The sequence below is a fragment of the Mesorhizobium sp. M1143 genome (genome assembly GCF_040318435.1).
Lineage (GTDB): Bacteria > Pseudomonadota > Alphaproteobacteria > Rhizobiales > Rhizobiaceae > Mesorhizobium.
In genome coordinates, this window is record NZ_JAMYMJ010000002.1 from 192,583 (window position 1) to 219,341 (window position 26,759).

25 protein-coding genes and 1 pseudogene are annotated in these 26,759 nt (G+C 63.5%); 24 read left to right on the plus strand and 2 right to left on the minus strand.

Going from position 1 to position 26,759, the window contains the following annotated elements:
- Window positions 1-100 precede the first annotated feature (100 nt).
- The 11 genes from NKH35_RS02665 to NKH35_RS02715 all read left to right on the plus strand — a co-directional run bounded on the left by NKH35_RS02665 (window position 101) and on the right by NKH35_RS02715 (window position 11,487).
- Window positions 101-1,912 carry a DNA polymerase III subunit gamma/tau gene (locus NKH35_RS02665; protein WP_023732458.1) on the plus strand — a complete coding sequence of 604 codons (1,812 nt, stop codon included), beginning with the start codon at window positions 101-103 and terminating at the stop codon, window positions 1,910-1,912.
- A gap of 31 nt (window positions 1,913-1,943) precedes the next feature.
- Entirely contained in the window at window positions 1,944-2,267 is a 324-nt protein-coding gene (locus tag NKH35_RS02670) for a YbaB/EbfC family nucleoid-associated protein (protein ID WP_023730911.1), read from the plus strand.
- A 218-nt stretch (window positions 2,268-2,485) separates the two neighbouring features.
- Window positions 2,486-3,454 (plus strand): cell wall hydrolase, encoded by a 969-nt coding sequence (locus NKH35_RS02675; RefSeq protein ID WP_023732457.1) that lies wholly within the window; start codon window positions 2,486-2,488, stop codon window positions 3,452-3,454.
- Between the two features lie 96 nt (window positions 3,455-3,550).
- Window positions 3,551-4,156 (plus strand): recombination mediator RecR, encoded by a 606-nt coding sequence (recR, locus tag NKH35_RS02680; protein ID WP_023696745.1) that lies wholly within the window; start codon window positions 3,551-3,553, stop codon window positions 4,154-4,156.
- 194 nt (window positions 4,157-4,350) lie between these two features.
- On the plus strand, window positions 4,351-5,628 hold the full coding sequence (locus NKH35_RS02685) for a lytic murein transglycosylase (RefSeq protein ID WP_352913295.1): 1,278 nt from the start codon (window positions 4,351-4,353) through the stop codon (window positions 5,626-5,628).
- A gap of 265 nt (window positions 5,629-5,893) precedes the next feature.
- Window positions 5,894-7,537, plus strand: a complete 1,644-nt coding sequence (locus tag NKH35_RS02690) for an ABC transporter substrate-binding protein (RefSeq protein ID WP_023725785.1) — start codon at window positions 5,894-5,896, stop codon at window positions 7,535-7,537.
- 19 nt (window positions 7,538-7,556) lie between these two features.
- Window positions 7,557-8,624, plus strand: coding sequence for an ABC transporter permease (locus tag NKH35_RS02695; protein ID WP_023669524.1), 1,068 nt, complete (start codon window positions 7,557-7,559; stop codon window positions 8,622-8,624).
- Window positions 8,621-9,541 (plus strand): nickel transporter permease, encoded by a 921-nt coding sequence (gene nikC / locus NKH35_RS02700; RefSeq protein ID WP_023682024.1) that lies wholly within the window; start codon window positions 8,621-8,623, stop codon window positions 9,539-9,541. Before NKH35_RS02695 ends, nikC begins: the two co-directional genes overlap by 4 nt.
- Window positions 9,542-9,551: 10 nt before the next feature.
- Window positions 9,552-10,388, plus strand: coding sequence for an ABC transporter ATP-binding protein (locus NKH35_RS02705; RefSeq protein WP_023682023.1), 837 nt, complete (start codon window positions 9,552-9,554; stop codon window positions 10,386-10,388).
- Window positions 10,385-11,134, plus strand: a complete 750-nt coding sequence (locus NKH35_RS02710; protein WP_023682022.1) for an ABC transporter ATP-binding protein — start codon at window positions 10,385-10,387, stop codon at window positions 11,132-11,134. The genes NKH35_RS02705 and NKH35_RS02710 overlap by 4 nt, the downstream gene beginning before the upstream one ends.
- A gap of 14 nt (window positions 11,135-11,148) precedes the next feature.
- Complete coding sequence (locus tag NKH35_RS02715) at window positions 11,149-11,487, plus strand: hypothetical protein (protein ID WP_023732454.1); 339 nt, start codon at window positions 11,149-11,151, stop codon at window positions 11,485-11,487.
- Between the two features lie 10 nt (window positions 11,488-11,497).
- Here NKH35_RS02715 and NKH35_RS02720 read toward each other — a convergent pair.
- Window positions 11,498-12,273: pseudogene (locus NKH35_RS02720) on the minus strand (efflux RND transporter permease subunit); the annotation flags it as partial.
- Window positions 12,274-12,468: 195 nt separating this feature from the next.
- Here NKH35_RS02720 and NKH35_RS02725 point away from each other — a divergent pair.
- Window positions 12,469-13,746, plus strand: a complete 1,278-nt coding sequence (locus NKH35_RS02725) for a 4-aminobutyrate--2-oxoglutarate transaminase (protein ID WP_352913297.1) — start codon at window positions 12,469-12,471, stop codon at window positions 13,744-13,746.
- Window positions 13,747-13,867: 121 nt separating this feature from the next.
- Here the strand turns inward: NKH35_RS02725 and NKH35_RS02730 are convergent, their stop codons facing one another.
- Window positions 13,868-15,121, minus strand: a complete 1,254-nt coding sequence (locus NKH35_RS02730) for an NAD(P)/FAD-dependent oxidoreductase (protein ID WP_352913299.1) — start codon at window positions 15,119-15,121, stop codon at window positions 13,868-13,870.
- A 467-nt stretch (window positions 15,122-15,588) separates the two neighbouring features.
- Between NKH35_RS02730 and NKH35_RS02735 the strand changes: the two genes are divergently transcribed.
- The 12 genes from NKH35_RS02735 to ybeY all read left to right on the plus strand — a co-directional run bounded on the left by NKH35_RS02735 (window position 15,589) and on the right by ybeY (window position 26,750).
- Window positions 15,589-16,881, plus strand: a complete 1,293-nt coding sequence (locus NKH35_RS02735; RefSeq protein WP_352913301.1) for an imelysin family protein — start codon at window positions 15,589-15,591, stop codon at window positions 16,879-16,881.
- 112 nt (window positions 16,882-16,993) lie between these two features.
- Complete coding sequence (locus tag NKH35_RS02740; RefSeq protein ID WP_023751927.1) at window positions 16,994-17,305, plus strand: (2Fe-2S)-binding protein; 312 nt, start codon at window positions 16,994-16,996, stop codon at window positions 17,303-17,305.
- Complete coding sequence (gene bfr, locus NKH35_RS02745) at window positions 17,271-17,756, plus strand: bacterioferritin (RefSeq protein WP_023669537.1); 486 nt, start codon at window positions 17,271-17,273, stop codon at window positions 17,754-17,756. The genes NKH35_RS02740 and bfr overlap by 35 nt, the downstream gene beginning before the upstream one ends.
- Before the next feature lie 12 nt (window positions 17,757-17,768).
- The gene (locus NKH35_RS02750) at window positions 17,769-19,358 is read left to right on the plus strand and encodes a di-heme oxidoreductase family protein (RefSeq protein WP_352913303.1); all 1,590 of its coding nucleotides are present in this window, start codon (window positions 17,769-17,771) and stop codon (window positions 19,356-19,358) included.
- Window positions 19,358-20,437 carry an imelysin family protein gene (locus tag NKH35_RS02755; RefSeq protein WP_023821522.1) on the plus strand — a complete coding sequence of 360 codons (1,080 nt, stop codon included), beginning with the start codon at window positions 19,358-19,360 and terminating at the stop codon, window positions 20,435-20,437. The genes NKH35_RS02750 and NKH35_RS02755 overlap by 1 nt, the downstream gene beginning before the upstream one ends.
- Window positions 20,438-20,440: 3 nt before the next feature.
- On the plus strand, window positions 20,441-21,556 hold the full coding sequence (locus NKH35_RS02760; protein WP_023821523.1) for a DUF1513 domain-containing protein: 1,116 nt from the start codon (window positions 20,441-20,443) through the stop codon (window positions 21,554-21,556).
- 107 nt (window positions 21,557-21,663) lie between these two features.
- Window positions 21,664-22,341 carry a tRNA (adenosine(37)-N6)-threonylcarbamoyltransferase complex dimerization subunit type 1 TsaB gene (gene tsaB / locus NKH35_RS02765; RefSeq protein ID WP_023669541.1) on the plus strand — a complete coding sequence of 226 codons (678 nt, stop codon included), beginning with the start codon at window positions 21,664-21,666 and terminating at the stop codon, window positions 22,339-22,341.
- A complete protein-coding gene (gene rimI, locus NKH35_RS02770) occupies window positions 22,341-22,835 on the plus strand; it encodes a ribosomal protein S18-alanine N-acetyltransferase (RefSeq protein WP_023669542.1) in 495 nt (164 codons plus the stop codon). The genes tsaB and rimI overlap by 1 nt, the downstream gene beginning before the upstream one ends.
- Window positions 22,836-22,863: 28 nt before the next feature.
- Entirely contained in the window at window positions 22,864-23,664 is an 801-nt protein-coding gene (gene olsA, locus NKH35_RS02775; protein WP_352913305.1) for a lyso-ornithine lipid O-acyltransferase, read from the plus strand.
- Window positions 23,665-23,740: 76 nt separating this feature from the next.
- Entirely contained in the window at window positions 23,741-25,150 is a 1,410-nt protein-coding gene (miaB, locus tag NKH35_RS02780) for a tRNA (N6-isopentenyl adenosine(37)-C2)-methylthiotransferase MiaB (RefSeq protein ID WP_352444001.1), read from the plus strand.
- A gap of 83 nt (window positions 25,151-25,233) precedes the next feature.
- The gene (locus NKH35_RS02785) at window positions 25,234-26,226 is read left to right on the plus strand and encodes a PhoH family protein (protein WP_027049340.1); all 993 of its coding nucleotides are present in this window, start codon (window positions 25,234-25,236) and stop codon (window positions 26,224-26,226) included.
- Between the two features lie 17 nt (window positions 26,227-26,243).
- Window positions 26,244-26,750 (plus strand): rRNA maturation RNase YbeY, encoded by a 507-nt coding sequence (ybeY, locus tag NKH35_RS02790; protein WP_352444002.1) that lies wholly within the window; start codon window positions 26,244-26,246, stop codon window positions 26,748-26,750.
- Window positions 26,751-26,759 lie beyond the last annotated feature (9 nt).

A 26,759-nucleotide genomic window follows, 5' to 3' on the forward strand; every position in this document is an offset into this window, starting at 1 on the left:
AAAGCAAAGGGTAGAGCGGTTTGCCGTTTCAGAAAACGGTGAAACGATCTAGCAGGAATCGGCTACGCTGAGACGCGGCCTTTTGGAGCTTTACGGGCGAATGAGCGAAGCCGGAAATTCGGACCCCGAACACCTGGAGAAGCAAAAGGCCGTCGCCTATCGCGTGCTGGCGCGCAAATATCGTCCGTCGAATTTCTCCGAACTGATCGGCCAGGAGCCGATGGTCCGCACTTTGACCAACGCTTTCTCCACAGGCCGCATCGCCCAGGCCTGGATGCTGACCGGCGTGCGCGGCGTCGGTAAGACCACGACGGCGCGCATCCTGGCGCGGGCGCTCAACTACAAGACGCCGACGGTCGACCATCCCTCGGTCGACCTCGCCCTCCTGGGCGAGCACTGCCAGGCGATCATGGAAGGCCGCCATGTCGACGTTATCGAGATGGACGCCGCGTCGCATACCGGCATCGACGACATCAGGGACATTATCGAGCGCGTGCGCTATGCCCCGGTGTCGGCGCGCTACAAAGTCTACATCATCGACGAAGTGCACATGCTCTCCACCCAGGCCTTCAACGGCCTGTTGAAGACGCTGGAAGAGCCGCCGCCGCACGTCAAATTCATCTTTGCCACCACCGAAATCCGCAAAGTGCCGATCACCGTGCTGTCGCGCTGCCAGCGTTTCGACCTGAGACGCATCGATGCTGGCGCACTGGTCGCGCACCTCTCCTCGATTGCCGGCAAGGAAGGCATATCGGTCGACGACAACGCGCTGGCGATGATCGCGCGCGCCGCCGAAGGCTCGGCCCGCGATTCGCTCTCCATCCTCGACCAGGCGATCGCCCATGGCGGCGGCGCCGTCAGCGCCGAAGCGGTGCGCGCCATGCTGGGTCTCGCCGACCGCGCCCGCATCGTCGACCTGTTCGAACATGTCATGAAGGGCGATGTGGCGGCCGCCCTTGCCGAATTCCGCAACCAGTACGACACCGGCGCCGATCCGGCTGCCGTGCTGACCGATCTGGCCGAATTCAACCACCTCGTCACCCGGCTGCGCTTCGTGCCGACTGCTGCCGACGACGCTTCCCTGTCCGATGATGAGCGCCGCCGCGGCGCCGACTTCGCCAGCACGCTGTCGGTCAAGGTTCTGTCGCGAACCTGGCAGATGCTCTTGAAAGGCATTCCCGAGGTGCAGTCGTCCAACCGACCGGTCAGCGCCGGCGAGATGGTGCTGATCCGGCTGGCGCATGCCGCCGACCTGCCGACGCTGGACGAGGCGCTGAAATCTCTGGAGAGCGGCGCTCCGGCGTCCGGTGGTGCGTCACGCCCGAATGGTGCGCCGGTAAATGCCGGCAATGGCGGCGGCGCCAGCGCGGTAGCGCAGACCCGGGTGCCGTCCGGGCCAGCCGGTGCGCAAACCATGCGATTGGTCGACGCGCCCCCGGTCGCCTTTGTCGCGCCTCCGCAGCCGGTCGTCGAGCCGCAATCGCCGCCGCTGAAATCGCTGGCCGATATTGTCGCTCTTGCCGACGCGCAGCGTGACATCGCCTTCAAGGTGCTGGTCAAGAGCTGTATTCGCCTGGTGCGCATCGAGCCCGGCCGTATCGACGTCGGCCTGACCGCCGATGCGCCCAAGATGCTGCTCAACGACTTGACGACGAAGCTGCGCGCCTGGACCGGCCGCAACTGGCTGGTGTCATTGTCGAAGGAAGAGGGCGGCCAAACGCTGGCCGAGATGGAATCGACCAGGCGCGAGACTGCTTTCTCCGACGCGAAAAGCGATCCGGCTGTGGCCGCCATCCTGGCGCGCTTTCCCGGCGCCAAGATCATCGACGTGCGCATTCCCGACGCGCCGGAAGTCGACACCGACAAGGCCGAAGCGCCGGTCGAGCCCCCATCCGACGACGACGAAACCTGACCATAGCCACGAATCCGCAAAGGACCCGACCATGAAAGATCTTCTCGGCCTGATGGGCAAGGCGAAGGAAATGCAGGCCAAGTTCCAGGCCATGCAGGACGAGATCGCGACGATTGAAGCAAGCGGGCAGGCCGGCGGCGGCCTGGTCAGCGTCACGCTGACCGGCAAGTTCGAGATGAAGTCGCTGAAGATCGATCCCTCGCTGTTCAAGGAGGACGAGGTCGAGATTCTCGAAGACCTGCTGCTGGCCGCTCACAATGACGCCAAAAATAAGGTCGAGCAGATTATGCAGGAGAAGACCAAGGCGCTGACGGCAGGCTTGCCGATCCCGCCCGGAATGAAATTGCCGTTCTGAGCCGGCTCCAAGCAGTTAATTGATTATGAAGGGAAATCGGCTGCGGAGGCTGTCGTTAAGACTTTCTCCGGCTTTGCTCACGCGGACATATCCGGGCATTTATAAAGTTTTACCTATGCTGCACGAAAGCTAATCCTTTAGCCATCTTTTTGCCTTTAAGAGTCTCATTCTTGCCACATCTCGGGGCGGGCGGGCATCTGGACAATGAGGCATTTTTGTTGATCGCGACGCGATGGAAGACGCCGCTTCTGCTCGGCATCATCTTCTCCCCTATGTTCCTGGCCGGTTGCAGCCAGACCACGTCTTCGCACGGCCTGTCGGTCGCCAGCCTGACCGACGCCATCACGCCCAGCTTCCTTTCGACGCGCGCCTACCGCAACACGCCGAAGGAGAAGGAATGCCTGGAGCGGGCGATGTTCTTCGAGTCCAACCGCTCGAGCCGTGACGGCATGATCGCCGTCGGCACGGTGGTGATGAACCGGCTGCGCTCCGGCAATCATGGCAGCACCATTTGCCAAGTGGTTGGCGAACCGGGCCAGTTCGCGCCCGGCGTGATGACGCGGGCGATGAATTCGAAAGCGATGCCCGATGTCGAGGAGGCCGCCGATGCGGTGCTCAAGGGCGAGCGCAAGGCCAAGCTGAAGAACACGATGTACTTCCACACCGCCGGCCTGAGGTTCCCCTACAAGAACATGCATTACACCATGGTTGCCGGCGGCAACGCCTTCTACGAGAAGCGCGGTCGCAACTGGCAGCCGCTGCCGGATGAATCCACGACCATGGTTGCCTCGGCGCAGCCGCGCGCGCCTGTGCCTGAAGCGCCGTTGCAGGTTGCCTACGCCGAGCCGGTGGTGAAGACCATTGTCCGTCCAGATCCGGCCAAGCAGGCCGCGGCGGTTCGCGCAGCCAAGACGACACGTGCCCCGGCCGAGCAGACCTATGTGACGGCTTCCGCGGCGCCCGCCAAGAGCGCCCGCATCGCCGCCAAGCAGACGGAGGTGGCGATGCAGGAGCCGATGGCCGAGCCCGATGCCTCGCGTTTCGGCGGCACGCTGAACGCCCGCTACATCACCTCGGTTCCATCGGCAACGCAGGAAGCGTCGATGGGCTTCCAGTCAACGCCTGAGAATACCGACGCTATCGGCGCGATGATTATCGACCAGACCCGGCCAGCGTCAGCTTACTGACGCCTAAAACAGTTTCCGAGCCCGCCATGGCAGCATGGCGGGCTCGGTGCGTATGCGCATGTTTCAAAGCGCGCGGAAAAATCCTAGATCAGTGCGATGTCGAAGCGAATCGCCGGTCCCGAGATCGAACGCCTGATCCAACTCCTGGCCAAGGTGCCGGGGCTAGGGCCTCGTTCGGCCAGGCGTGCGGCACTGCACCTCATCAAGAAGAAGGAGCAGCTTTTGTCGCCGCTCGCCGCCGCCATGGCTGAAGCCGCCGACAAGGTGCGCATCTGCACGACCTGCGGCAACGTCGATACCTCCGACCCTTGCATGATCTGCACCGATCCGCGCCGCGATGCCTCGACGCTGATCGTCGTCGAGGATGTCTCCGACCTCTGGGCGCTGGAGCGGGCGGCGGCCATGAATGTGCGCTACCACGTGCTCGGCGGCACGCTGTCGCCGCTCGACGGCATCGGCCCCGACCAGCTCAATGTCCGCTCGCTGGTCGACCGCGTCGCCGGCGGCGAGGTGAAGGAGGTGATCCTCGCCGTCAACGCCACGGTCGAGGGCCAGACGACGGCGCATTATCTCACCGACCAGCTCTCGGGTTTCGAGATCAAGGTCACCAGGCTTGCGCATGGCGTGCCGGTCGGCGGCGAACTCGACTATCTGGATGAGGGGACGCTGGCGGCGGCCTTGCGCTCGCGGACGGCGTTTTGACGCAGTTGGCGGGCAGGATGTGCGACATGAAAGCTTCGCATTCTTCGAGGTTTGCGCCAAACACCCCCCTCTGTCCTGCCGGACATCTCCCCCTCAAGGGGGGAGATCAGCAGCTTCTCGGGCGGCATTCTTCTTTCAACGCTGGTGGTTGGCGAAAACCGAAGCGACAGCCAATCTCCCCCCTTGAGGGGGAGATGTCCGGCAGGACAGAGGGGGGCGCGACAGAACGCGGATCTTTTGGATTGGCGCTCGTTGCGCTTCTCGCATCCCTCGTTGCCCTGCTTTTTGTAGCCCCCGCCTCCGCCGCCAAAATCGACGACCAGTTCCGCGCCTGGCTGAAAACCGATCTCTGGCCGCAAGCCCAGACCAAAGGCATCTCCAAATCCACTTTCGACGCCGCTTTCGACGGCGTGAAGCCGAACCTCAAATTGCCCGACCTCGTCCTGCCCGGCGAGAAACCCAAAACCCCGCAAAAACAGCATCAGGCCGAGTTCGGTTCGCCCGGCGCCTATTTCGCCGAAAAGACGGTGCGCGCCGTCACGTCAGGTGGGCGCACGCGCGAGGCGGCCAACGCCAGGACGCTGGCTGCGATCGAAAAGCGCTACGGTGTCCCGGGCGAGATACTGTTGGCGATCTGGGGCCGCGAGACCGGTTTCGGCGCGGCGAAAATGCCCTACGACGCCTTCGAGGTTCTCGGCACCAAGGCGTTCATGTCGACCAAGAAGGACTTCTTCCGCACCGAGGTACTGGCGGCGCTCGAGATCGTCGAGCATGGGTTGGCGCCGGTCGGCGCCATGAAATCGTCCTGGGCCGGCGCGCTCGGCCAGCCGCAATTCATGCCGACCTCGTTCCTGAAGCACGCCGTCGACTACGACGGTGATGGGCACCCGGACATCTGGAATTCGACGCCGGACGTGCTGGCCTCGATCGCCAACTATCTCGTCCACTATGGCTGGGTGAAGGGGCGTGGCTGGGGTTTCGAGGTGACGGTTCCGGAAAGCGTTTCCTGCTCGCTCGAAGGTCCCGACCAAGGCAAGAAGATCTCAGCCTGGGCGGCGATGGGAATCAGCCGCGTCGGCGGCAAAGCCTTTCCGGCCAACGAACTGAAGGCGGAAGGGTTCCTTTTGATGCCGGCCGGACGCAGCGGTCCGGCCTTCATCGCCACGACAAATTTCTTCGTGCTGAAGCAATACAACACCAGCGACCTCTACGCCCTGTTCATCGGCCATGGCGCTGACCGCATCGCCCATGGCGATGCTGATTTCGTCGGCAGCTGGGGTGCGGTCGGCGGCCTGCATCGTTCCGACATCGCCGCGCTGCAACGGGCGCTGGAGGCCAAGGGCTACGATGTCGGCAGCGCCGACGGTCTGCCCGGCTTCAAGACCCGCCGCTCGATCGGCTCCTGGCAGGAAAAGAACGGCCGCCCCGCCACCTGCTTCCCCGACGCCGATCTGGTCGCTGCCATCAAGTAACACCGAAAAGAGCAGATTTTTTCCCCATCGGCGGCTGCAATTGGCTCGCCCATGCTTCGACGCGCACAGCATATTCCGGTCCAGTATGCCGGCTCGCAAAAATGCCCGTTGCCGGTTGGAGGGCTGCCGGATAGGGTGTTGACCAACTGGAAAAAAATCAACACGGTATGGGGTCTAACGGTCGTCCTCCGGCCGCGAAAAAGATTACTGCAGCCCTGAGCCGGGAACTCGGGGTCAACAATCAACAAAACAGGGAACAATCATCATGATGATGGAAAAGTTTGCTCTACGTTCGCGCGTCTGGCTCGCAGGTGCTGCCATGTCCGCTCTGCTCATTGGCGTCGCGCCGGCCTTTGCCGTGACCCCCGCCGACACGCTGGTCGAAGGTTTTGCCATCGACGACATCATCTCCATGGATCCGGGCGAGGCGTTCGAACTGTCGACCGCCGAAGTCACCGGCAACACCTATGATCTGCTGGTCCGCCTCGACCTCAGCGACACCTCCAAGGTCAAGGGCGACCTTGCCGAGAGCTGGACCGTCTCCGACGACGGCCTGGTCTATACGTTCAAGCTCAAGCCCGGCCTAAAGTTCGCTTCGGGCAATCCACTGACGGCCGCCGATGTCGCCTATTCCTTCGAGCGCGCCATCAAGCTGGACAAGCCGCCGGCATTCATCATCAACCAGTTCGGCATCAGCGGCGACAATGTTGCCGACAAGGCCAAGGCCGTCGACGATACCACCTTCCAGTTCACCGTCGACAAGGCCTATGCGCCGAGCTTCGTGTTAAACTGCCTGTCGGCAACGGTCGCTTCGGTCGTCGACGCAAAGCTGGTCAAGGAACATGTCGCCGCGGTGACGCCGAGTGCCGACTACAAATGGGACAACGATTTCGGCAACGCCTTCCTGAAGACCGGTTATGCCGGCTCCGGCGCCTACAAGCTGCGCGAATGGCGGGCCAATGAGGTCGTCGTGCTGGAGCGCAACGACAATTACAATGGCGAGAAGGCCAAGCTCGCCCGCGTCATCTACCGCAACATGAAGGAAAGCTCGGCGCAGCGCCTGGCGCTCGAAGCAGGCGACATCGACGTTGCCCGCAACCTCGAGCCGAACGATCTCGACGCCATCGCCAAGAATGCCGATCTCACCACGACCAGCGCGCCGAAGGGCACGGTCTATTACATCAGTCTCAACCAGAAGAATCCGAACCTCGCCAAGCCCGAGGTTCGCCAGGCGTTCAAATATCTGGTCGACTACGATGCGCTGAGCACGACCATCCTCAAGGGCATTGGCGAGATTCACCAGACCTTCCTGCCCAAGGGCGTGCTGGGCGAACTGGACGAAAATCCGTTCAAGTTCGACGTCGCCAAGGCCAAGGAACTGCTGACCAAGGCCGGCCTGGCCGACGGCTTCAGCGTAACCATGGATGTACGCACGGGACAGCCGACCACCGGCATGGCGGAATCGATCCAGCAGACGCTTGGCCAGGCCGGCATCAAGCTGGAAATTATCCCCGGCGACGGCAAGCAGACGCTGACCAAATATCGCGCCCGCAATCATGACATCTATATCGGCCAGTGGGGCCAGGACTATTTCGATCCGAACTCCAACGCCCAGACCTTTGCCTCAAACCCGGACAATTCGGATGAAGGCAAGACCAAGACGCTGGCCTGGCGCAATGCCTGGGACATCCCGGACCTGACAAAGCAGACCGAAGCAGCCTTGCTGGAGAAGGATGCCGGCAAGCGCGCCGATATGTACAAGAGCCTTGAAAAGACGATCCTCGACACCAGCCCCTTCGTCATCATCCACCAGCAATTGGAAGTGGCAGGCCTGCGCAAAAACCTGAAAGGCTTTGCGCTCGGTCCGAGCTTCGACACCAACTTCGTCGGCCCGGTCTCCAAGGAATAGCGCCGGCGGACGCGCCCTGATGAGCGCGATTGAAAACCAGGCGACGGCGGGGCAGGGAAGCGCCCGCGCCGTCGCTATCTTGTTGGCGATCGGCCGCTTCCTGGTCATCGCCGTCACCACCTATCTCGGCCTGCTCGCGGTGACCTTTTTCATCGGCCGCGTCATCCCGATCGATCCGGTGCTGGCGGTGCTCGGCGACCGCGCACCGGCCAATGTCGTCGAGCGCACCCGCCGCGAGATGGGGCTCGATCTTCCGTTGATCGAGCAATTCTATATCTATCTCAAGCATGCGCTGAACGGTGATTTCGGCACCTCCGTGCTGACCACCAATCCTGTGATGACCGACATCCGCCGTGCCTTTCCGGCAACGATCGAACTGGCGACTTTGGGCACTCTGATAGGCTCGTTGATCGGCGTGCCGCTCGGCGTGCTGGCAGCGGTAAAACGCGGCAGTCTCATCGACCAGATCGTTCGCATTGTCGGCCTGATCGGCTATTCCGTGCCTATCTTCTGGATCGGGCTTTTGGGGCTTGTCCTGTTCTACGCCAAGCTCCAATGGGTGGCTTTTCCCGGCCGCCTCGACATCGTCTACGAGTACACATTCACACCGATCACCGGCTTCTACCTGCTCGACGCCGCGCTGCAGGGCCAGTGGGATGTCTTCTACGACGCTTACCGCCACATCATCCTGCCGGCAGGGCTGCTGGGCTATTTCTCGCTCGCCTATATCAGCCGAATGACGCGCTCCTTCATGCTGAATGAGCTGTCGCAGGAATACATCGTCGCCGCGCGCGCCAAGGGCCTGTCTGAAACGCGAATCATCTGGGGCCATGCGCTGCGCAACGCCGCGGTGCCGATGGTCACGGTGATCGCCCTGTCCTATGCCGGGCTGCTCGAAGGTTCGGTGCTGACCGAGACGGTGTTCTCCTGGCCCGGCATCGGCCTCTACATCACCAATTCGCTGCAGAACGCCGACATGAACGCCGTGCTCGGCGGCACCATCGTCATCGGTTCGGTGTTCATCGGCATCAATCTCCTGTCCGATGTTCTCTACAAGGTGCTCGATCCGAGGACGAAGACAGGATGAGCGCCGAAGCAATCCAAACGCGCCGCGATTGGCTGCTCAGCGATCGGCCGGCCTCGCGCATGCAGGCAAGGCTCGGCCGCGCCTATGTCGCCTGGCGGCGCTTTTCCGCCAACCGGCTGGCGTTTCTCGGCCTGCTCATCATCATCGCGCTGCTGCTGGTCGCCGCCTTTGCCGATGTGCTGGCGCCCTATTCGCCGACCATCGGCGATCTCAAGAATGCCCGGCTTTTGGCGCCGAGTGCGGCGCATTGGTTCGGCACCGACGATCTCGGCCGCGATATCTATTCGCGCATTCTTTTCGGCTCGCGCTGGACCCTCTACGTCGTCATTCTTGTCGCCGTCATCGCAGCCCCCATCGGCCTTTTGGTCGGCACCGTCGCCGGCTATGCCGGCGGCTGGACCGATGCCATTCTGATGCGCATTACCGACATCTTCCTCGCCTTTCCCAAGCTGATCCTGGCACTGGCCTTTGTCGCCGCCCTTGGTCCCGGGATCGAAAACGCGGTGCTGGCCATCGCCATCACCTCGTGGCCGCCTTACGCGCGAATTGCGCGGGCCGAGACGATGACCGTGCGCAATTCGGATTACATCAAGGCGGTGCAATTGATGGGCGCCTCTCCGTTCCGCATCGTGCTGCGCCACATCATGCCGCTCTGCATCTCTTCGCTCATCATCCGGGTGACGCTCGATATGGCCGGCATCATCCTCACCGCCGCCGGCCTCGGCTTCCTCGGCCTGGGCGCCCAGCCGCCGCTGCCGGAATGGGGCACCATGATCGCGTCCGGCCGCCGCTTCGTGCTCGACCAATGGTGGGTGGCCGGCGCGCCGGGCTTCGCCATCCTCATCGTCAGCCTCGGCTTCAACCTGCTTGGCGACGGCCTGCGCGATGCGCTCGATCCCCGGAGTGGCGACCAATGAGTGGTGACCAATGAGCGGTGCACTTCTCGATGTCGACGACCTGCGCGTCACCTTCCCGACTCGGACCGGCCTCATCCAGGCGGTGCGCGGCGTCACTTTTTCGCTTGGCCGAGAGCGGCTGGGCATTGTCGGTGAAAGCGGCTCCGGCAAGTCGCAGACCGGCCGCGCCATCATGGGCCTGACGCCGCCGCAGGCTCTGGTGTCGGCCAAGAAGCTCGCCCTCGACGGCATCGACCTTCTGGCCATACCGGCCCGTCAGCGCCGGGCGCTGCGCGGCAAACGCATCGCCATGATCCTGCAGGATCCGAAATATTCGCTCGACCCTGTGATGAGCATCGGCCGCCAGATCGTCGAGACGCTGCGCACGCATGAAAAGGTCTCCAAGGCCGAAGCGCGCGAGCGGGCGCTGGCCATGCTGGAAGCTGTGCAGATCCGCGATCCCTCGCGTGTCTTCGACCTGCATCCGCACGAGGTGTCCGGCGGGATGGGCCAGCGCGCCATGATCGCAATGATGCTGATCGCCGGACCGGAACTGATGATCGCCGACGAGCCGACCTCGGCGCTCGACGTCACCGTGCAGCTCGATGTGCTCGGCATCCTCGACCGCTTGGTCAGTGAGCGCGGCATGGGCCTGATCTTCATCTCGCACGACCTGCGGCTGGTCGCCTCCTTCTGCGACCGCGTCATCGTCATGTATGCCGGCAAGGTGGTCGAGCAGCTCAAGGCGTCGGAGCTGCGCGACGCCCAGCATCCCTACACGCGCGGCCTGCTCAACTGCATGCCCAGGATCGGTTACGAACGCCACCCGCTGCCGGTGCTCGACCGCAAGCCGGAGTGGGCGGCATGACGCCAGCCATTTCGATTGAAGGGCTGGAGGTGGTGTTCGACCGTTTTCGCGCGCTGAAAGGCGCGAACCTCGAGGTGAAGTCCGGCGAATCCTTCGGCCTGGTCGGCGAGAGCGGTTCCGGCAAGTCGACGCTGCTCAAAGCCATTGCCGGCCTGGTGCCTGTCGCATCCGGTACTATCACGGTCAATGGCAAGACGCTGGGAGCGCGCCGCGACAAGGCTTTTTATCGCGAAGTGCAGATGGTCTTCCAGGACCCCTATGGTTCGCTGCACCCGCGTCAGACCGTCGACCGCCTGCTACAGGAACCGCTCGCCATTCACGGCTTTGCCGATGGCGAGCAACGCATCCAGCGCGCCCTCGACGAGGTCGGATTAGGCAACGGTTTCCGTTTCCGCTACGCGCACCAGCTCTCCGGCGGTCAGCGTCAGCGCGTGGCGATCGCGCGGGCGCTCATCCTCGAACCGTCGATCCTGCTGCTCGACGAACCAACCTCGGCGCTCGACGCTTCGGTGCAGGCGGAAGTGCTCAACCTGCTGGAAGAGGTTCGCCGTCGGCGCAAGCTGACCTTCCTGATGGTCAGCCACGACCTCGCCATCATCACCCATATGTGCGAGCGCCTAATGGTGATGCAGAACGGCGAAGCGGTGGAAAATCTCACCGCGAGCCAGCTGATCGGGCATCGCGTAGAGAAGGATTATACGCGCAATCTGTTGAGGGCGAGCGAGGGGTTTGTGCGGACCGCTTGAATCTGGGGTTTCCTATGGCGGAATGGACGTTCGAAGACCCACCCAATGTCGCGGTGTTGTCGGACAGAAGCATATTTAAACGTGGTGACTGGATCGCATACGTTGTGCACGAAGGTGATGACGACGATAACCACAACGATGAGGGTGGCAGTTGGCAATTTCATAGCAACGACAAGCAAAATCGAGATGAACCCGAGATAATGCTCGTCAGCCTCCAGAATGTGGTTCAGCGGGATGAGAGCATCCTGGAATTGGCCGATTTGCCAAAAGGCTGGCATGCTTGGCGCAGTTCAAAATTGTCGCCCTGGCAGCGCGCTAAATCACTCCCTGTACCCTCCAACGACAACGAGTGATGCAGGAGGGCTAAGTCGAGCTTTGCGCCAGTTCGCCGTTCTCTGGAACAGATGGTTCGTCCCCCTGCTTAGGCTCCTTGATCCTGAACCACGTCACATAAAGCGCCGGCAGGAACAGCAGCGTGATCGCCGGCGATGATGCCGCCCATCATGGCGTATGCCATCGGGCCCCAGAACACTTCGCGCGCGATCGGGATCAGCGCCAGGCTGGCGGCCGCGGCCGTCAGCGCGATCGGCCGCATGCGGTGCTCGGTCGCTTCGCTACGGCTTCCCAGCGGTCTTGGCCCTCGGCCACCAGATCCTCGATCTGCACTATCAGGATCATCGAGTTGCGGATCAGGATGCCGATCAGCGTCAGGACGCCCAGAATGGCGACGAAGCCGAGCGGTGCGCCCCTCGGCACCAGGGCCGCGACCCCGCCGAACAGGCCGCGCGGCGCCCCCGCCACGACCAGGAACAGGCGCTGAAAACTTTGCAACTGGATCATCAGGATGGTCGCCATCACGAACAGCATCAGCGGCACCACCGCTGCGATCGGTCCCTGGCTTTTGGCGCTTTCCTCGACCGAGCCGGCGGTTGCAACGGAATAGCCGGGCGGCAGTTTGGCGATGAAGGCGTCGACCGACGGCTTCAATTCGTTGACGACGGTGGCCGGCAGCACGTCGCCAACGAGGCCTGCGCGAACGGTGATCGTCGGGATGCGGTTGCGCCGCCACACCGTCGGCTGTTCGAGGTCGTAGCGGAAGTCGCCACTGCCGCGAGCGGGATCGCTTCGCCGTTCCCGGTGACGGGTGAGCTGTCACGGACTGCCCCGTACGTGTATCGGTCGGCTGGTTAAGACCGGTCTGTCGAAGTGGCCCGCATCGATGACAGGCCCAATCGCCCGGCGGCGGTGCCGACTTGAGGAAAACGTGAAATAAGGTCAGAAGAGGCCTTGGCATTCATCTAACGAGAACGGGCGTCGGCCCGATGAGGGACGAAATGAAGAACGCAGCCATTTCCGAGCGCAAGAACCAGTCGATCTCGCGCGGCGTCGGCATGACGACGCAGATCTATGCCGACCGCGCCGAGAATTCGGAGATCTGGGATGTAGAAGGCCGCCGATACATCGATTTCTCCTCCGGTATCGCCGTCGTCAACACTGGCCACCGCCATCCCAGGGTGATCGAGGCGGTCAAGGCACAGCTCGACCGCTTCACCCATACCTGCCACCAGGTCGTGCCCTATGAGAGCTATGTGCGGCTGGCCGAACGGCTGAACGGCATGCTGCCCGGCAAGTTCGAGAAGAAGACCATCTTCGTCACCACGGGCGCTGAAGCCGTCGAGAACGCCATCAAGATCGCCCGCAACGCCACTGGCCGCCAAGCCGTCATCGCCTTTGCCGGCGGCTTCCACGGCCGCACCTTCATGGGCATGGCGCTGACCGGCAAGGTCGTGCCCTACAAGGTCGGCTTCGGCGCCATGCCGGGCGACGTCTACCACGCGCCCTTCCCGGTGCCGCTGCATGGCGTGTCGGTTGCCGATTCGCTTGCCGCGCTCGACAGACTTTTCAAGGCTGATGTCGATCCGGCTCGCGTTGCCGCCATCATCATCGAGCCGGTCCAGGGCGAGGGCGGCTTCTACGACGCGCCGCGCGAATTCCTGACGGCGCTGCGCAAGCTCTGCGACCAGCACGGCATGCTGCTGATCGCCGATGAGGTGCAGACCGGCTTTGCCCGCACCGGCAAGATGTTCGCCATGGATCATCATGAGGTCGCGGCCGACATTACCACCATGGCGAAGAGCCTGGCCGGCGGCTTCCCGCTGGCGGCGGTCACCGGCCGCGCCGAGATCATGGATGCGCCCGGTCCTGGCGGGCTCGGCGGCACCTATGGCGGCAGCCCGATCGGTGTCGCCGCAGCACACGCCGTGCTCGACGTAATCGAGGACGAAAAGCTGTGCGACCGCGCCAATACGCTGGGCGCCCGGCTGAAACAGCGGCTGCAGTCGATCCGCGACGATGTGCCCGAGATTGTCGACATCAGGGGTCTCGGCTTCATGAACGCGGTCGAGTTCAACGACGTCAAGAAGGGCCTGCCGTCGGCCGAGATCGCCAATGCGATCCGGCTGAAGGCGCTCGACAAGGGGCTGATCCTGCTGACCTGCGGCGTCTACGGCAACGTCATCCGTTTCCTGGCTCCGATCACCATCCAGGACAATGTCATGAACGAGGCGCTCGACATTCTGGAAAGCTCGATCCGCGAAGTCTGCGCTGCCTAGCGCAAACCCTACCTCCCCCTTGTGGGGAGGTCGGACCGCAGGTCCGGGTGGGGGGCCTCGCGCCGACCCCAACCCCGCTGCTTCGTAGCGACCCTCCCCACAAGGGGGAGGGTAAGTGCGTCTAGCCCGCAGCCCGTGCCGGCTCATCCTGCTGGAACGCTGCCAGTGCAGCCTTCAGCCCGTCAGGTCCCTCAGCAATCGTCTGCGCCATCGGCGAAAACCCGGCCCCGAGCATCTTGCGGCCCAGCATATGGTCGCCCGGCCTGTTGACGGATTCGATGCCGAGCAGCCGGCTTCCAGCATAGTGGTAGATCGAGAACTTGTTCTCAGCGAGGTCGCCCAGCACGACATGGCTGTCGCCGCCCGAGGTCAGCCCGACCATCTGCAGTTTCATGTCGCCGATGTCAGACCAGAACCACGGCACCGCCGCATAGGCGTCCGTATGGCCGGTGATCGTGCGTGCGGCAAGCCGCGCCTGGTCGGTGGCGTTCTGCACCGATTCCAGCCGCACGTCGCCGCCGGTCGACCAGTGGCGGTAGGAAGCGGCGTCGCCGATGGCCAGAATATCAGGCACTGAGGTGCGCATCTGTTGGTCGACGCGGATGCCATTGGCGACAGTCAGTCCGGCAGCCTGCGCAAGTTCGACATTCGGCACGGCGCCGATGCCGACGATGACCATGCGCGCGGGCAGCCTTTCGCCGGTGGAGGTGATGGCGGCGCAGACATGGCCGTTTTCGCCTTCCAACCTGGCAATGGTGGTGCCGGTGAGGATACGCACGCCAATCGCCTCCAGCCGCTGGCGGACATGGCTCGCCACCACCGGCGCTACCGCCCGGCCAAGCAGCCGGTCGACGGCCTCGACCACGATGACGTTGCGGCCGGCGGCCCTCAGCGTTGCCGCGATCTCCAGCCCGATGAAGCCGCCGCCGAGGATGACCACGTCTTCGCTTTGGGCGCTGAGCTGGCGGATCAGCCGCGCATCGGCGATCGAGCGCAGCGACAGCACGCCCGAGCGGGCGGCGCCCGGCCGCGGCAGGAGCCGCGGCCGCGAACCGGTGGCCAGGATGAGCCGGTCGAACGGCAGCACGCCGCCGCCTGCTATGTCCAGCTTGCGGCCTGCCGTATCGATGCTGTCGATTCGGACGCCCGGCCTGAAGTCGATGGCGCTGCCGGTGTAAAAGGCCTCGCCGCGCAAGGGTTGCGGCTTGGCATCGGCGTCCTTGATGAAGGTCTTCGACAGCGGTGGCTTGTGATAGGGCAGATCGGTTTCGTCGCCGATCAGGATGACCGGTCCGTCATGGCCTTCCTCGCGCAGGCTGGCGGCCGCTTGCACGCCCGCATGACCCGCACCGAGAATGACGACCCCGTTCTTCATCGCAAACCGAATTCCTGTTTCAAATCTGGAGCATGATGCCGAAAAGTGTGAAGCGGTTTTCGGACGACATCATGCTTTGATTGTGAGCCGTTCCGCCAGATGGCGATTGTCCGGGTCGCACCCGGAACGGTCGCTTGTCAATCGCGCCGTCTCTCATCTTGGCTGCTGGCTATACGATTTAAAGTTGACAGTCATAGTTTAGAATAATTCTAAACTGTTGTTTCAATTGAATTTTCTAAGGCTCACCAGTTGACTTCCGGCCTCGCCATCGTTTTATGGAGGCTCGCGCGTCAGCGCATCCCTTTGATGTTTGGGCCTTGAACCCGTTCGATTGGAGGCATTTGGTGTCTTTCTTCCGTGAGCCGCAGAGCGGCGCGGCATCTGTCGTGACCTATGGCATGCCTATGTCTTGGCACCGTTTGGCACGCGCGCCTTTTACCGAATTCCCTTTGAACTGGAGAATGATGATGACAGCGCGATATGGCGGCAGGCTGGCTGCGATCGGTGCCACGGCTATGTTGACGGCGGCGGTTTTCATCCTGCCGGCCAAAGCGGCGGAGATCAATGCCAAGGCGGTCATCAAGACCTATTCCGACATCGCGCTGGCCAAGTACGAGGATTCGCTGACCACGGCGCAGGCGCTCGACAAGGCTGTCGACGCGCTGCTTGCCAACCCGTCGGCGGACACGCTGAATGCCGCCCGCGATGCCTGGAAGGCGTCGCGCGTGCCCTACCAGCAGACCGAGGTCTACCGCTTCGGCAACAAGATCGTCGACGACTGGGAAGGCAAGGTGAACTCCTGGCCGCTGGACGAAGGGCTGATCGACTACGTCGCCAAGAGCTACGGCACCGAGTCCGACGCCAACGCGCTCTACACCGCCAATGTCATCGCCAACAAGGAAATCGACATCAACGGCAAGAAGGTCGACGCCTCCAGGCTGACGCCGGAATTCCTCTCCGGCACGCTGCAGGAGGCCGGCGGCATCGAGGCCAATGTCGCCACCGGTTATCACGCCATCGAATTCCTGCTCTGGGGCCAGGATTTGCACGGCACCGGCCCGGGCGCCGGCGAGCGTCCGTACACCGACTACGACCTCAAGAACTGCACCGGCGGCAATTGCGATCGCCGGGCCGAGTATCTGAAGTCGGCCAGCGATCTTCTGGTCTCCGACCTGCAGGAGATGGTCGGCAACTGGAAGGAAGACGGCGCCGCCCGCAAGAACCTCGTCGATGGCCAGCCGAACACCGCTATCTCGGTGATCTTCACCGGCATGGGCTCGCTGTCCTACGGCGAACTGGCCGGGGAGCGCATGAAACTCGGCCTGCTGCTGCACGATCCCGAAGAGGAGCACGACTGCTTCTCGGATAATACCTACAACTCGCATCTCTATGACGCTATCGGCATCCGCGCCGCCTATCTCGCCAGCTACACGCGCATCGACGGCACCGTCGTTTCAGGCCCGTCGGTGCACGATATGGTCAAGGCGGCCGATCCGGCGATCGACAAGGAACTGTCCGACAAGCTCGATGTCTCGGTCGCCAAGATGGAGGCGATCAAGGCGCGGGGAGTGGCCGGCGAGGCCTACGACCAGCAGATCGCCGAGGGCAACACCGAAGGCAATGCTACCGTGCAGGCGGCAATCGACGCGCTGGTCGACCAGACCAAGTCGATCGAACGCGCCGTCGGCGCGCTGAAGCTGAACAACATAGCCTTCGAGGGGTCCGACAGCCTCGACGCACCGGACAAGGTGTTCAAGTAGCCGCGAGCATGACCCCGAAAAGTGGAAGCCGGTTTTCGGAAAAGGTCATGCTCAACTAAGAAGTACCACCAGCCAAACGGCGCGGAGGGGCGCCGTCAGCCAGAGCCAATCCATGCTGATCTGCCATTGCAACATCATCACCGAAAAGGAGATTGAGCAGACGATCGTCGATCTGCTGGATCAGGACCCCTGGCAACTGATCGTGCCGGCGAAGGTCTATCACACGATGCAAAAGCGCGGTCGCTGTTGCGGCTGCTTCCCGAATGTGGTCGAAACGATCATTCGGGTCACCGAAAATTACCACGCCCGTTCGGAGGCGAGCGGCGTGGACATCGTTTCACACCTGGATCGCGTCAGAGGCCTGCGCGTCCAATATGGGAGCAGAATCCATGAAAGGCGAACCGCAGATCATCGAGCGGCTTAACGAGGCTCTGTTCCTGGAGCTTGGCGCCGTCAATCAATACTGGGTGCATTTCCGCCTGCTCGAAGATTGGGGATATGCCAAGCTGGCAAAGAAGGAACGCGCCGAATCGATCGAGGAGATGCACCATGCCGACCGGCTGGTGGCCCGTATCATCTTCCTCGAAGGGCATCCCAATTTGCAGTCCGTGGCGCCGTTGCGCATCGGCCAGAACGTCAAGGAAGTGCTCGAATCCGATCTCGCCGGCGAATATGACGCACGCACCGCCTACAAGCGTTCGCGCGAGATCTGCAACGAAGCCGGCGACTACGTGACGATGAAGCTGTTCGAGGAATTGCTGGCGGATGAGGAAGGTCACATCGACTTCCTCGAGACGCAGCTCGACCTCCTTGCCTCGATCGGTGAGGAAAAATACGGCCAGCTCAACGCCGCATCGGCGGACGAGGCGGAATAGGACCATGCAGGAATGCGGCGCCCCCTAGATATTCTGCGCCGCTTGGGGCGGGCTAACGGCCCGCTGCTCCTCAAAAACCCGCGATGCCAGGCGTTTCGTGGGCTTTCGGTTGTAATCCTGGCGGCAATTTTGGCCCCGGCCCTGGCCGGATCGTCGGAACCGGTCGGCCTCGCCACGAGCCGCACCGACCTGACGCCGAAGGACCGGTCCCGCGTCCTTGCCGTTACCAGGCCAACCCATGATTTCTCCAAGCCCGAATCCTTCGAAACGATGCAAGGCGGCGCCGGCACGTCGCGCAAGCAGGTCGACCGCGACGCCTTCTCGCAACCGTCTGAAAACATTACCTTCGAGGAACAGGGCAATTTCAAGCTCGGCAATGCGCTTTTCCGCAAGAACTGGGTGTCGTCGCCATCCTCGACCCAGGCCTCGGACGGTCTCGGACCCCTGTTCAACGAGCGCGCCTGCCAGAATTGCCATTTGAAGGATGGCCGCGGCCGCCCGCCGGCCGCCGACAGCCGCACCACGTCGATGTTCCTGCGGCTGGCGCGCGATGCGAGCACGGCCGAGGAAAAGGCCGAGATCGCCGCGCACAAGGTGCTGAACTTCCCCGATCCGGTCTACGGCACGCAGTTGCAGGAACTGGCGGTGCCCGGCCTCAAGGGCGAAGGCCGCATGTATGTCCATTATCGCGAGGAAAAGGTCACGCTCGGCGACGGCAGCGTGGTTTGGCTGCGCAAGCCGAGCTATTCGGTCGACGGGCTTGGCTACGGCCCGCTTGACTCGCGCACCACGCTGTCGCCGCGCCTGACGCCGCCAATGATCGGCCTTGGCCTGATCGAACAGATCGCGCCGGCCGACATCCTTGCCCATGCCGATCCCGGCGACCGCGACGGCATTTCCGGCAAGCCCAACATGGTGCGTGACCTCAGCAGTGGGCAACTGACGCTTGGCCGCTTCGGTTGGAAGGCCCAGACCGCGTCGATCCGCCAGCAGGCGGCGGACGCCTTTGCCGGCGATATCGGCATTTCGACGCCGGAAGAGCCCAGTCACTGGGGCGATTGCACCGCGGCTGAAAAGGCCTGCCTCGACATGCCGAACGGCGTGCAGAAGCGGCTTGGCCCGATCGAGGCGCCACCACCGGTGATGGACCTCGTCACCTTCTATTCGCAGAACCTTGCGGTGCCGGCGCGGCGCGATGTCGGCGCACCCGCCGTGCTCGCCGGCAAGAAGCTGTTCTACGAGATGGGCTGCATTGCCTGCCATACGCCGAAATTCGTCACCATGCGCGGGAACAAGGCGCAGGCGTTCCAACTGATCTGGCCCTATTCCGACTTTCTGCTGCACGACATGGGGCCTGGCCTTGCCGACGGCCAGGCGGTGGGCGATGCCACGGGCAGTGAATGGCGCACCCCGCCGCTATGGGGCATCGGCCTGACAAAGACCGTCAACGGCAACGCTTTCTTCCTGCATGACGGGCGTGCGCGCACGCTTACCGAAGCGATCCTGTGGCATGGTGGCGAGGGGCAGAAGGCGCGCGATCGCTTTGCCGCCGCCAATACGGCCGACCGCGATGCTCTCATCAAATTCCTGGAGTCATTCTGATGCTCAAGCGGGTTTTGCCTGTTCTACTCCTCCCATTGGCTCTGTTCGGTGCGTCCCCGGCATCGGCCTCGGTGAAAGCCTCCGACGTGATCCAAAGAGCGATCGACGGATTTGTCCGCCCCGCCTATGCCAGCCTGCATGGCCATGCCGGCACCTTGGCGAAGGCCATGGACGCGCTCTGCCAGGCGCCGTCGCAGGGCAACCTCGATGCCGCGCATGCCGGATTCTCGGCCACGGTCGCAGCCTGGTCGTCGGCTGAAATCATCGGCTTCGGGCCAATCAAGGAGAACAACCGGCTGGAGCGCATGCTCTACTGGCCGGACCGAAAGAGCATCGGCCTGAAGCAGGTGCAGGCGGCGCTGGCCGGCAAGGATCCGACCGCCACCGATCCGGCGCAGCTGGCGGGCAAGAGTGTCGCGATGCAGGGATTAGGGGCGCTTGAGTTCGTGCTTTACGGCGACGGCGCCGAGACGCTCGTCGGCAAGGACGAGCCCTATCGCTGCGCCTATGGCGCGGCAGTCGCCAAGAACATCGAGACCATGGCGGCCGATGTCGACGCGGCCTGGAAAAAACCGGACGGTTTTGCAGCCTTGTGGGCTAATCCTGGACCCGACAATGCGCTTTACCGCGACGGCACCGAAGCGGTGACCGAACTGGTCGGCGTCTTCATCAACGAGCTGGAAATGGTCCGCGACGTGCGCCTCAAAGGTTTTCTCGGCGCCAAACCGCAGGGTGACAAGCCGAGGCAAGCGATCTACTGGCGCTCGCAAAACACCGGCCTTTCATTAGCCGGCAATCTCTCCGGCATTGATGCGCTGTTCCAGGCCTCGAAGCTCGGCGACGCGCTGCCCGAGGATAGCAGATGGATGGCGGAATCCATCCATATCCAGCTCATCAATGGCGTTGCCACTGCCAAATCCATCCAGGGTCGGATCGACAAGACGCTCGCCGATCCCGCGGAGCGCGGAAAACTCGAACATTTCGCGCTGATCACCTCCAGCCTGTCGGGCTTGATCGGCACCCGGCTAACCGCCGAGTTCGGCCTGACCGCCGGCTTTTCGTCACTGGACGGGGACTGACCAATGGTTGCGACACGCACGCCGCTGATGGACCGCCGCGATTTTCTCAGAGCTGCCGGCGCCGGCTTCGTCGCGTCAATGGCGCCGCGGGCCTGGGCGGACACGCTTGCCGCCGATGCCGTCTTTGCCACCGCCTTCGTCAAGCGCGACGGCAGCTTTGGCGCCGCTGTGTTGTCGGAAGCCGGAAAAGTATTGCATGCGATCGACCTGCCCGACCGTGGCCACGACGTCACCTTCGATCCGGTCTCGAAGCGCTCCGTGGTCTTCGCCCGGCAACCCGGCACCTTCGCCGTGGTCTTCGACCATGCCGGCCGCGAGCCGCCGCTGACCATCGCCAGCATCACCGGTCGGCATTTCTTCGGCCACGGTGTGTTTTCCACCGACGGCGCGCTGCTTTACGCCACCGAAAACAATTTCGACAATGCCGCCGGCGTCGTCGGGATCTACGACGCACGGGCCAAGTTCAGCCGCATCGGCGAGTTTCCGACCTATGGCATGGGGCCGCATGAGCTCTTGCTGGTCGGAGACGGCCGGACGATCGCCATCGCCAATGGCGGCATCGAGACCCATCCCGACTATGGCCGCGCCGAGCTCAACATCGCCACCATGAAGCCGTCCTATGTGCTGGTCGATCGCACAACCGGCGATCTCATCGAAAAGCACGAACTGCCGCCGGCTCTGCACCAGCTGTCGATTCGCCACATGGATGCCGACCCCACAGGCACCATCTGGTTCGGCTGCCAGTACCGCGGGCCGGGCACCGAGCGGCCACCGCTGGTCGGCCGCGCCACGCGCGGCAAGGGGCTGCAGCTGCTCGACATGCCGCAGGACGTGCTATCCGGCTTCCGGAATTACATCGGCTCGGTCGCCGCCAACCCGATTGCCGGCACGGTCGCGGTGTCTTCGCCGGAAGGCAATTCGCTGGCCGTCATCGACGCCGCCAGCGGCAAGATCGTCGCCACCAAGGCGCTGGTCGAGGTCTGCGGCCTGGCGCCCGACGGCCCGGGCTTCATGGCAACCACGGGTGCCGGCGAAATCATCGAAGGCAGCGGCGCGACGCGCTCCGAGCCCGACTATGTCTGGGACAACCACATGCTGCGCATCGCGCCGGCGGCGTAAGCCGTCCGGCCTGCACCGAAGCGAAGCCACTTAACAATTTACGCGCTGGCTCTTGCGGCGGCGCGCCGTGGCGGGCAGAGGGAGACTGTTTTTCGAACCGGTCGCCCATGAAACTGCTCGCCATCGACTGTGCCGCCAATCTCTGCGCCGCTTGCGTCTATGACGCATCGGGCGGCAGAGAACTTGGCCGCTCGGTACTCGATCTCGGCAAAGGCCATGCCGAACACCTGATGGCTGTCATTGACGAAGCGCTGAAAGCGGACGGCACCGATTATGCCGGCCTTGGCGCCGTTGCGGTTTCCATCGGTCCGGGTTCCTTCACCGGCCTGCGGGTGGGCGTCTCGGCGGCGCGCGGCCTGGCGCTGGCGCTGAAGATCCCGGCGATCGGGGTAACGACACTGGAGGCGCTGGCGGCCGAGGCGAGGGCGGCATTTCCCGGCCGCCCGGTCCTGGCCGCTCTCGATGCCGGCCGCGAGGAAATCCATGCCGCGCTTTACGATGCGGAAGCGATTTTGCGCTATGGTCCGGCGGTGACCACACTTGCGCAAGCCGCGGGAATGGCGGCGGACAATCGTCCGGTGCTTGCCGGCACGGCCGCCGTGCAGATCGCAGCCGCGGCCGGTCGCGATTTCGATATCGGCCCGACGGCTGCCACCGCCGACATTGCCGTCTACGCCCGGCTCGCCGCTGCAAAAGGCGAGGGCGACAAGCCGAAGCCACTCTATCTGCGCGGCGCCGATGCCAAGGCGCAGGCCGGGTTCATCCTGTTGAGGCAGGAAAAGTGATGCGCATCCCTTTCCTCCAGCCGCGCCGCAGGGACTATGCGCTCGAGCCGCTGACCATCGCCGACAGCCCGGCAGCGTCGGTGCTGCACCGCGAGGATTTCGTCCGGCCCTGGACCGATGGCGAGTTCGCCGCGTTGCTCGAACAGGAAACGGTGTTCGGCTATGCCGCGCGCGAAATCGGCCAGGGCGCCAAGCCGCCGGTCGGCTTCGTGCTGGCCAGGCTTGCAGCCGGCGAGGGCGAGATTCTGACCGTGGCGGTGGCGCGCTCGCATCGCCGCCAGGGGCTCGGCTGGCAATTGATGGACGCCGTACTGCGCGAATTGCATGCGCAGCGCGCCGAGGCGCTGTTCCTTGAGGTCGACGAGACCAATGTCGCTGCCATCGCCCTCTACCGGCGGCTGGGCTTCCGCCAGGTCGGCCACCGCGCCAATTATTACCGCTCTACCGAACACGGTCCTACCGGCGCGCTTGTCATGCGCCGCGATCTTCGCTAGCCAAAGTTTTGGGGCAGGGCCAAGCTGCATGATCGGAAAAATCAGGATTTTCCTGGCGCTGGGCCTCGTTGTCGTCGGTTCGCTGGTCCTTGTGCCTTTGCAGCTGCTGTCGATGAAGACTGGAATCTGGCGTGAGACGGTCATTCTGAAGGCCTGGCACAGCCTCATCGTCCGGACGCTCGGCCTGCGCATCCATGTCAAAGGTGCGCTGTCCAGCCAGCGCCCGCTGCTGGTCGCCTCGAACCATATCTCCTGGACCGACATCATGGTGCTGGGCTCCTTTGCCGATGTGACCTTCATCGCTCGGGCGGACATGGAGGGATGGCCGCTGATCGGCTGGCTGTCGAAACTGCAGCGTACGGTCTTCATCGAACGCGAGCGTAAGCGGACAGCTGGCGACCAGGCCAGCGAGATCGCCAGCCGCATGGCCAAGGGCGACGCCATGGTGCTGTTTGCCGAGGGCTCTACCGGCGACGGCAACACCATCCTGCCGTTCAAGAGCACCTTGTTCGGCGCCGCCTCGATGGCGATTTCGGAAGGCGCGGCCGAGCAGGTCTTCATCCAGCCGCTGGCGATTGCCTACACGCGGGTGCACGGCGTGCCTCTCGGCCGTCGCCACCGGCCGCTCGCTGCCTGGATCGGCGATCAGGACCTGATGCCGCATCTCAAGGTGCTGATGGCCGAAGGCGCCATTGACGTCGAGGTGCATTTCGGCGAGCCCATCGCCTTTTCCAAGGGCTCGAACCGCAAGGAAACGTCGAGGCTGATGGAGAGCCAGGTGCGCGCCATGATGCAGGCCGCGCTCGCCGATCCCCGACCGAGCCGCTAGCGAAGGCCGAGCGCCTACAGGCCGATGCCCGAGAATCGTCTGTTTTTTGTCACGGAAAGGCGTTAGAAGCCGCCGGATGGATTTGAACACGATAGAGCGGAACGAAACCGACAGCGCCTCGCAAAGCGCTGCTGCGGCGTCCGCCCCGGCCAAAAAGGTCTTCGTCAAGACCTATGGCTGCCAGATGAATGTCTATGACTCACAGCGCATGACCGATGCGCTGGCCGCCGACGGCTACACCGCGACCGATGTCATCGCCGACGCCGACCTGGTGCTGCTCAACACCTGCCATATCAGGGAGAAGGCGGCGGAAAAGGTCTATTCTGAGCTCGGCCGCATCCGCGACATGAAGGCTGAACGCGCAGCAGTTGGGCGCGAAATGCTGATCGGCGTCGCCGGTTGCGTCGCGCAGGCCGAAGGCGCGGAAATCATCCGCCGTTCGCCTGCTGTCGATCTGGTCATCGGCCCGCAGACCTATCACCGGCTGCCCGATGTGCTGGCCCGGGTGCGTGGCGGCGAGAAGATCGTCGAGACCGAATACGCCATCGAGGACAAGTTCGAGCATCTGCCGAAGCCGAAGCGTGCCGAAATGATCAAGCGCGGCGTCACCGCCTTCCTCACGGTACAGGAAGGCTGCGACAAATTCTGCACCTTCTGCGTCGTGCCCTATACCAGGGGCTCGGAAGTGTCGCGGCCGGTGGCGCAGATCGTCGCCGAAGCCGAGCGGCTGGCCGATGCCGGTGTGCGCGAGGTGACGCTGCTGGGGCAGAACGTCAATGCATGGCACGGCAAGGGTGAGGATGGCATGGAATGGGGGCTTGGTCGCCTGCTGTTCCGGCTGGCCGAAATTCCCGGCCTGGCGCGGCTGCGCTACACCACCAGCCATCCGCGCGACATGGACGACGAATTGATCGCTGCCCATCGCGATCTCCCGGCTTTGATGCCTTATCTGCACCTGCCGGTGCAATCCGGGTCAGACCGCATCCTCAAGGCGATGAACCGCAGGCACACGGCCAAGGACTATCTGGCGCTGCTCGAGCGCATCCGCGCTGCACGCGGCGACATCGCGCTGTCCGGTGACTTCATCGTCGGCTTCCCCGGCGAAACCGAGGCGGATTTCGAGGCCACGATGGGTCTGGTGCGCCAGGTGAACTACGCCTCGGCCTTCTCGTTCAAATATTCGCCGCGTCCCGGCACGCCGGGCGCCGATATGCCCGATCACGTGCCGGAAGCGGTCAAGGATGAACGTTTGCAACAGCTGCAGGCATTGTTGCTCAAGCAGCAGCAGGATTTCGGCCTGGGCCTGGTCGGCAGCACCATCGACACGCTGATCGAGAAGCCCGGCCGTCAGGCCGGCCAGAAGGTCGGCCGCTCGCCCTGGCTGCAGCCGGTTATTGTTGATGAAAAGGCCGCCGAAATCGGTGACATTATCCGGGTGCGAATCACGAAGACGGGCTACAATAGCCTGTTCGCCGAGTTGGCTTGATGGCCTCGGCAGATGAGGAGAGACGGTTGAGCGCTGCTGAAGTGAAGACTCTGCCCCAGAACCAGACATCCGGGGCCTCTGACATGGCGCACATCGTTCTGACTTTCGACAACAACAAGCTTGCCAGCGCCCTGTACGGTCAGTTCGACGAGAATTTGGCCCGGCTTGAGCAGAAGCTCGGCGTCGATATCCGCTCGCGCGGCAACCAGTTGACCATCAAGGGCTCGGCCTCGGCGGCCGAACAGGCGCGCCGCGCACTCGACAATCTCTACGGCATTCTCCAGAAGGGCACCGACATCGGCCAGTCCGACGTCGATGGCGCCGTGCGCATGGCGATTGCCGCCGACGACCAGCTGACGCTGCCGACGCTTGAACGCAAGGGCAAGGTTTCGGCCGCCCAGATCTCCACCCGCAAGAAGACGATCTATGCCCGTTCGCTCAACCAGGACGCCTATATGCGGGCACTGGAGCGTTCGGAACTTGTCTTCGGCATTGGCCCGGCCGGCACCGGCAAGACCTATCTGGCGGTGGCGCATGCGGCGATGCTGCTCGAACGCGGCATGGTCGAGCGCATCATCCTGTCACGCCCAGCGGTCGAGGCCGGCGAGCGGCTGGGTTTTCTGCCCGGCGATATGAAGGAAAAGGTCGATCCGTACCTGCGGCCCCTCTATGACGCGCTCTACGACATGATGCCGGCCGACAAGGTCGAGCGTGCTATCGCTGCCGAGGTCATCGAAATCGCGCCGCTGGCCTTCATGCGCGGCCGCACGCTGGCGCATGCCGCCGTCATCCTCGACGAGGCGCAGAACACCACGCCGATGCAGATGAAGATGTTTTTGACCCGCCTCGGCGAGAATTCGCGCATGATCGTCACCGGCGATCCGACTCAGATCGATCTGCCTCCAAGCACCAAGTCGGGCCTCGTCGAAGCCTTGCGTGTCCTTGACGGCGTGGCCGGCGCGGTAACCGTGCGCTTCAACGATGTCGACGTTGTGCGCCACCCGCTGGTGGCCGAAATCGTCAGGGCCTATGACCGCGACGCCAAGCTGGCGCGCGGCCTCGGCGCCGAGAGCTGATGCGACGATGCGGGCTCATGCCTGAAGACATAAGACCTGGCGGCGGGGATAGTTCGGTTCCCGTCGAGATCGATATGTCGGTCGGGGCCGGCGACTGGCCCGATGAGGCGGCGCTGACGCGTCTGGTCGATCGCGCCGTGTCGGCTGCCTTTGCCGAAACCGCTGCTGCCGGTCCTTCCGAACTCAGCATCGTCTTTTCCGACGATGCCCATATCCGTACCCTCAATGCCGGCTGGCGCGGCAAGGACAAGGCGACCAACGTCTTGTCTTTCCCTGTTTTTCCGTTCCCCAGGGGTGGCAAGCTGCCGCCCATGCTGGGTGACATCGTGCTGGCCGCCGAGACGGTGGCGCGCGAAGCAGCCCTGGAAGACAAGCCCTTCGAGAACCATATCACCCATCTCGTCATCCACGGCCTGCTGCATTTGCTGGGCTACGATCACGAGACCGATGCAGAGGCCGAGGAGATGGAAGCCATCGAGCGCTCAGCGCTCGCAAGGCTTGCCATTCCCGATCCCTACACGTAATGACAAAAG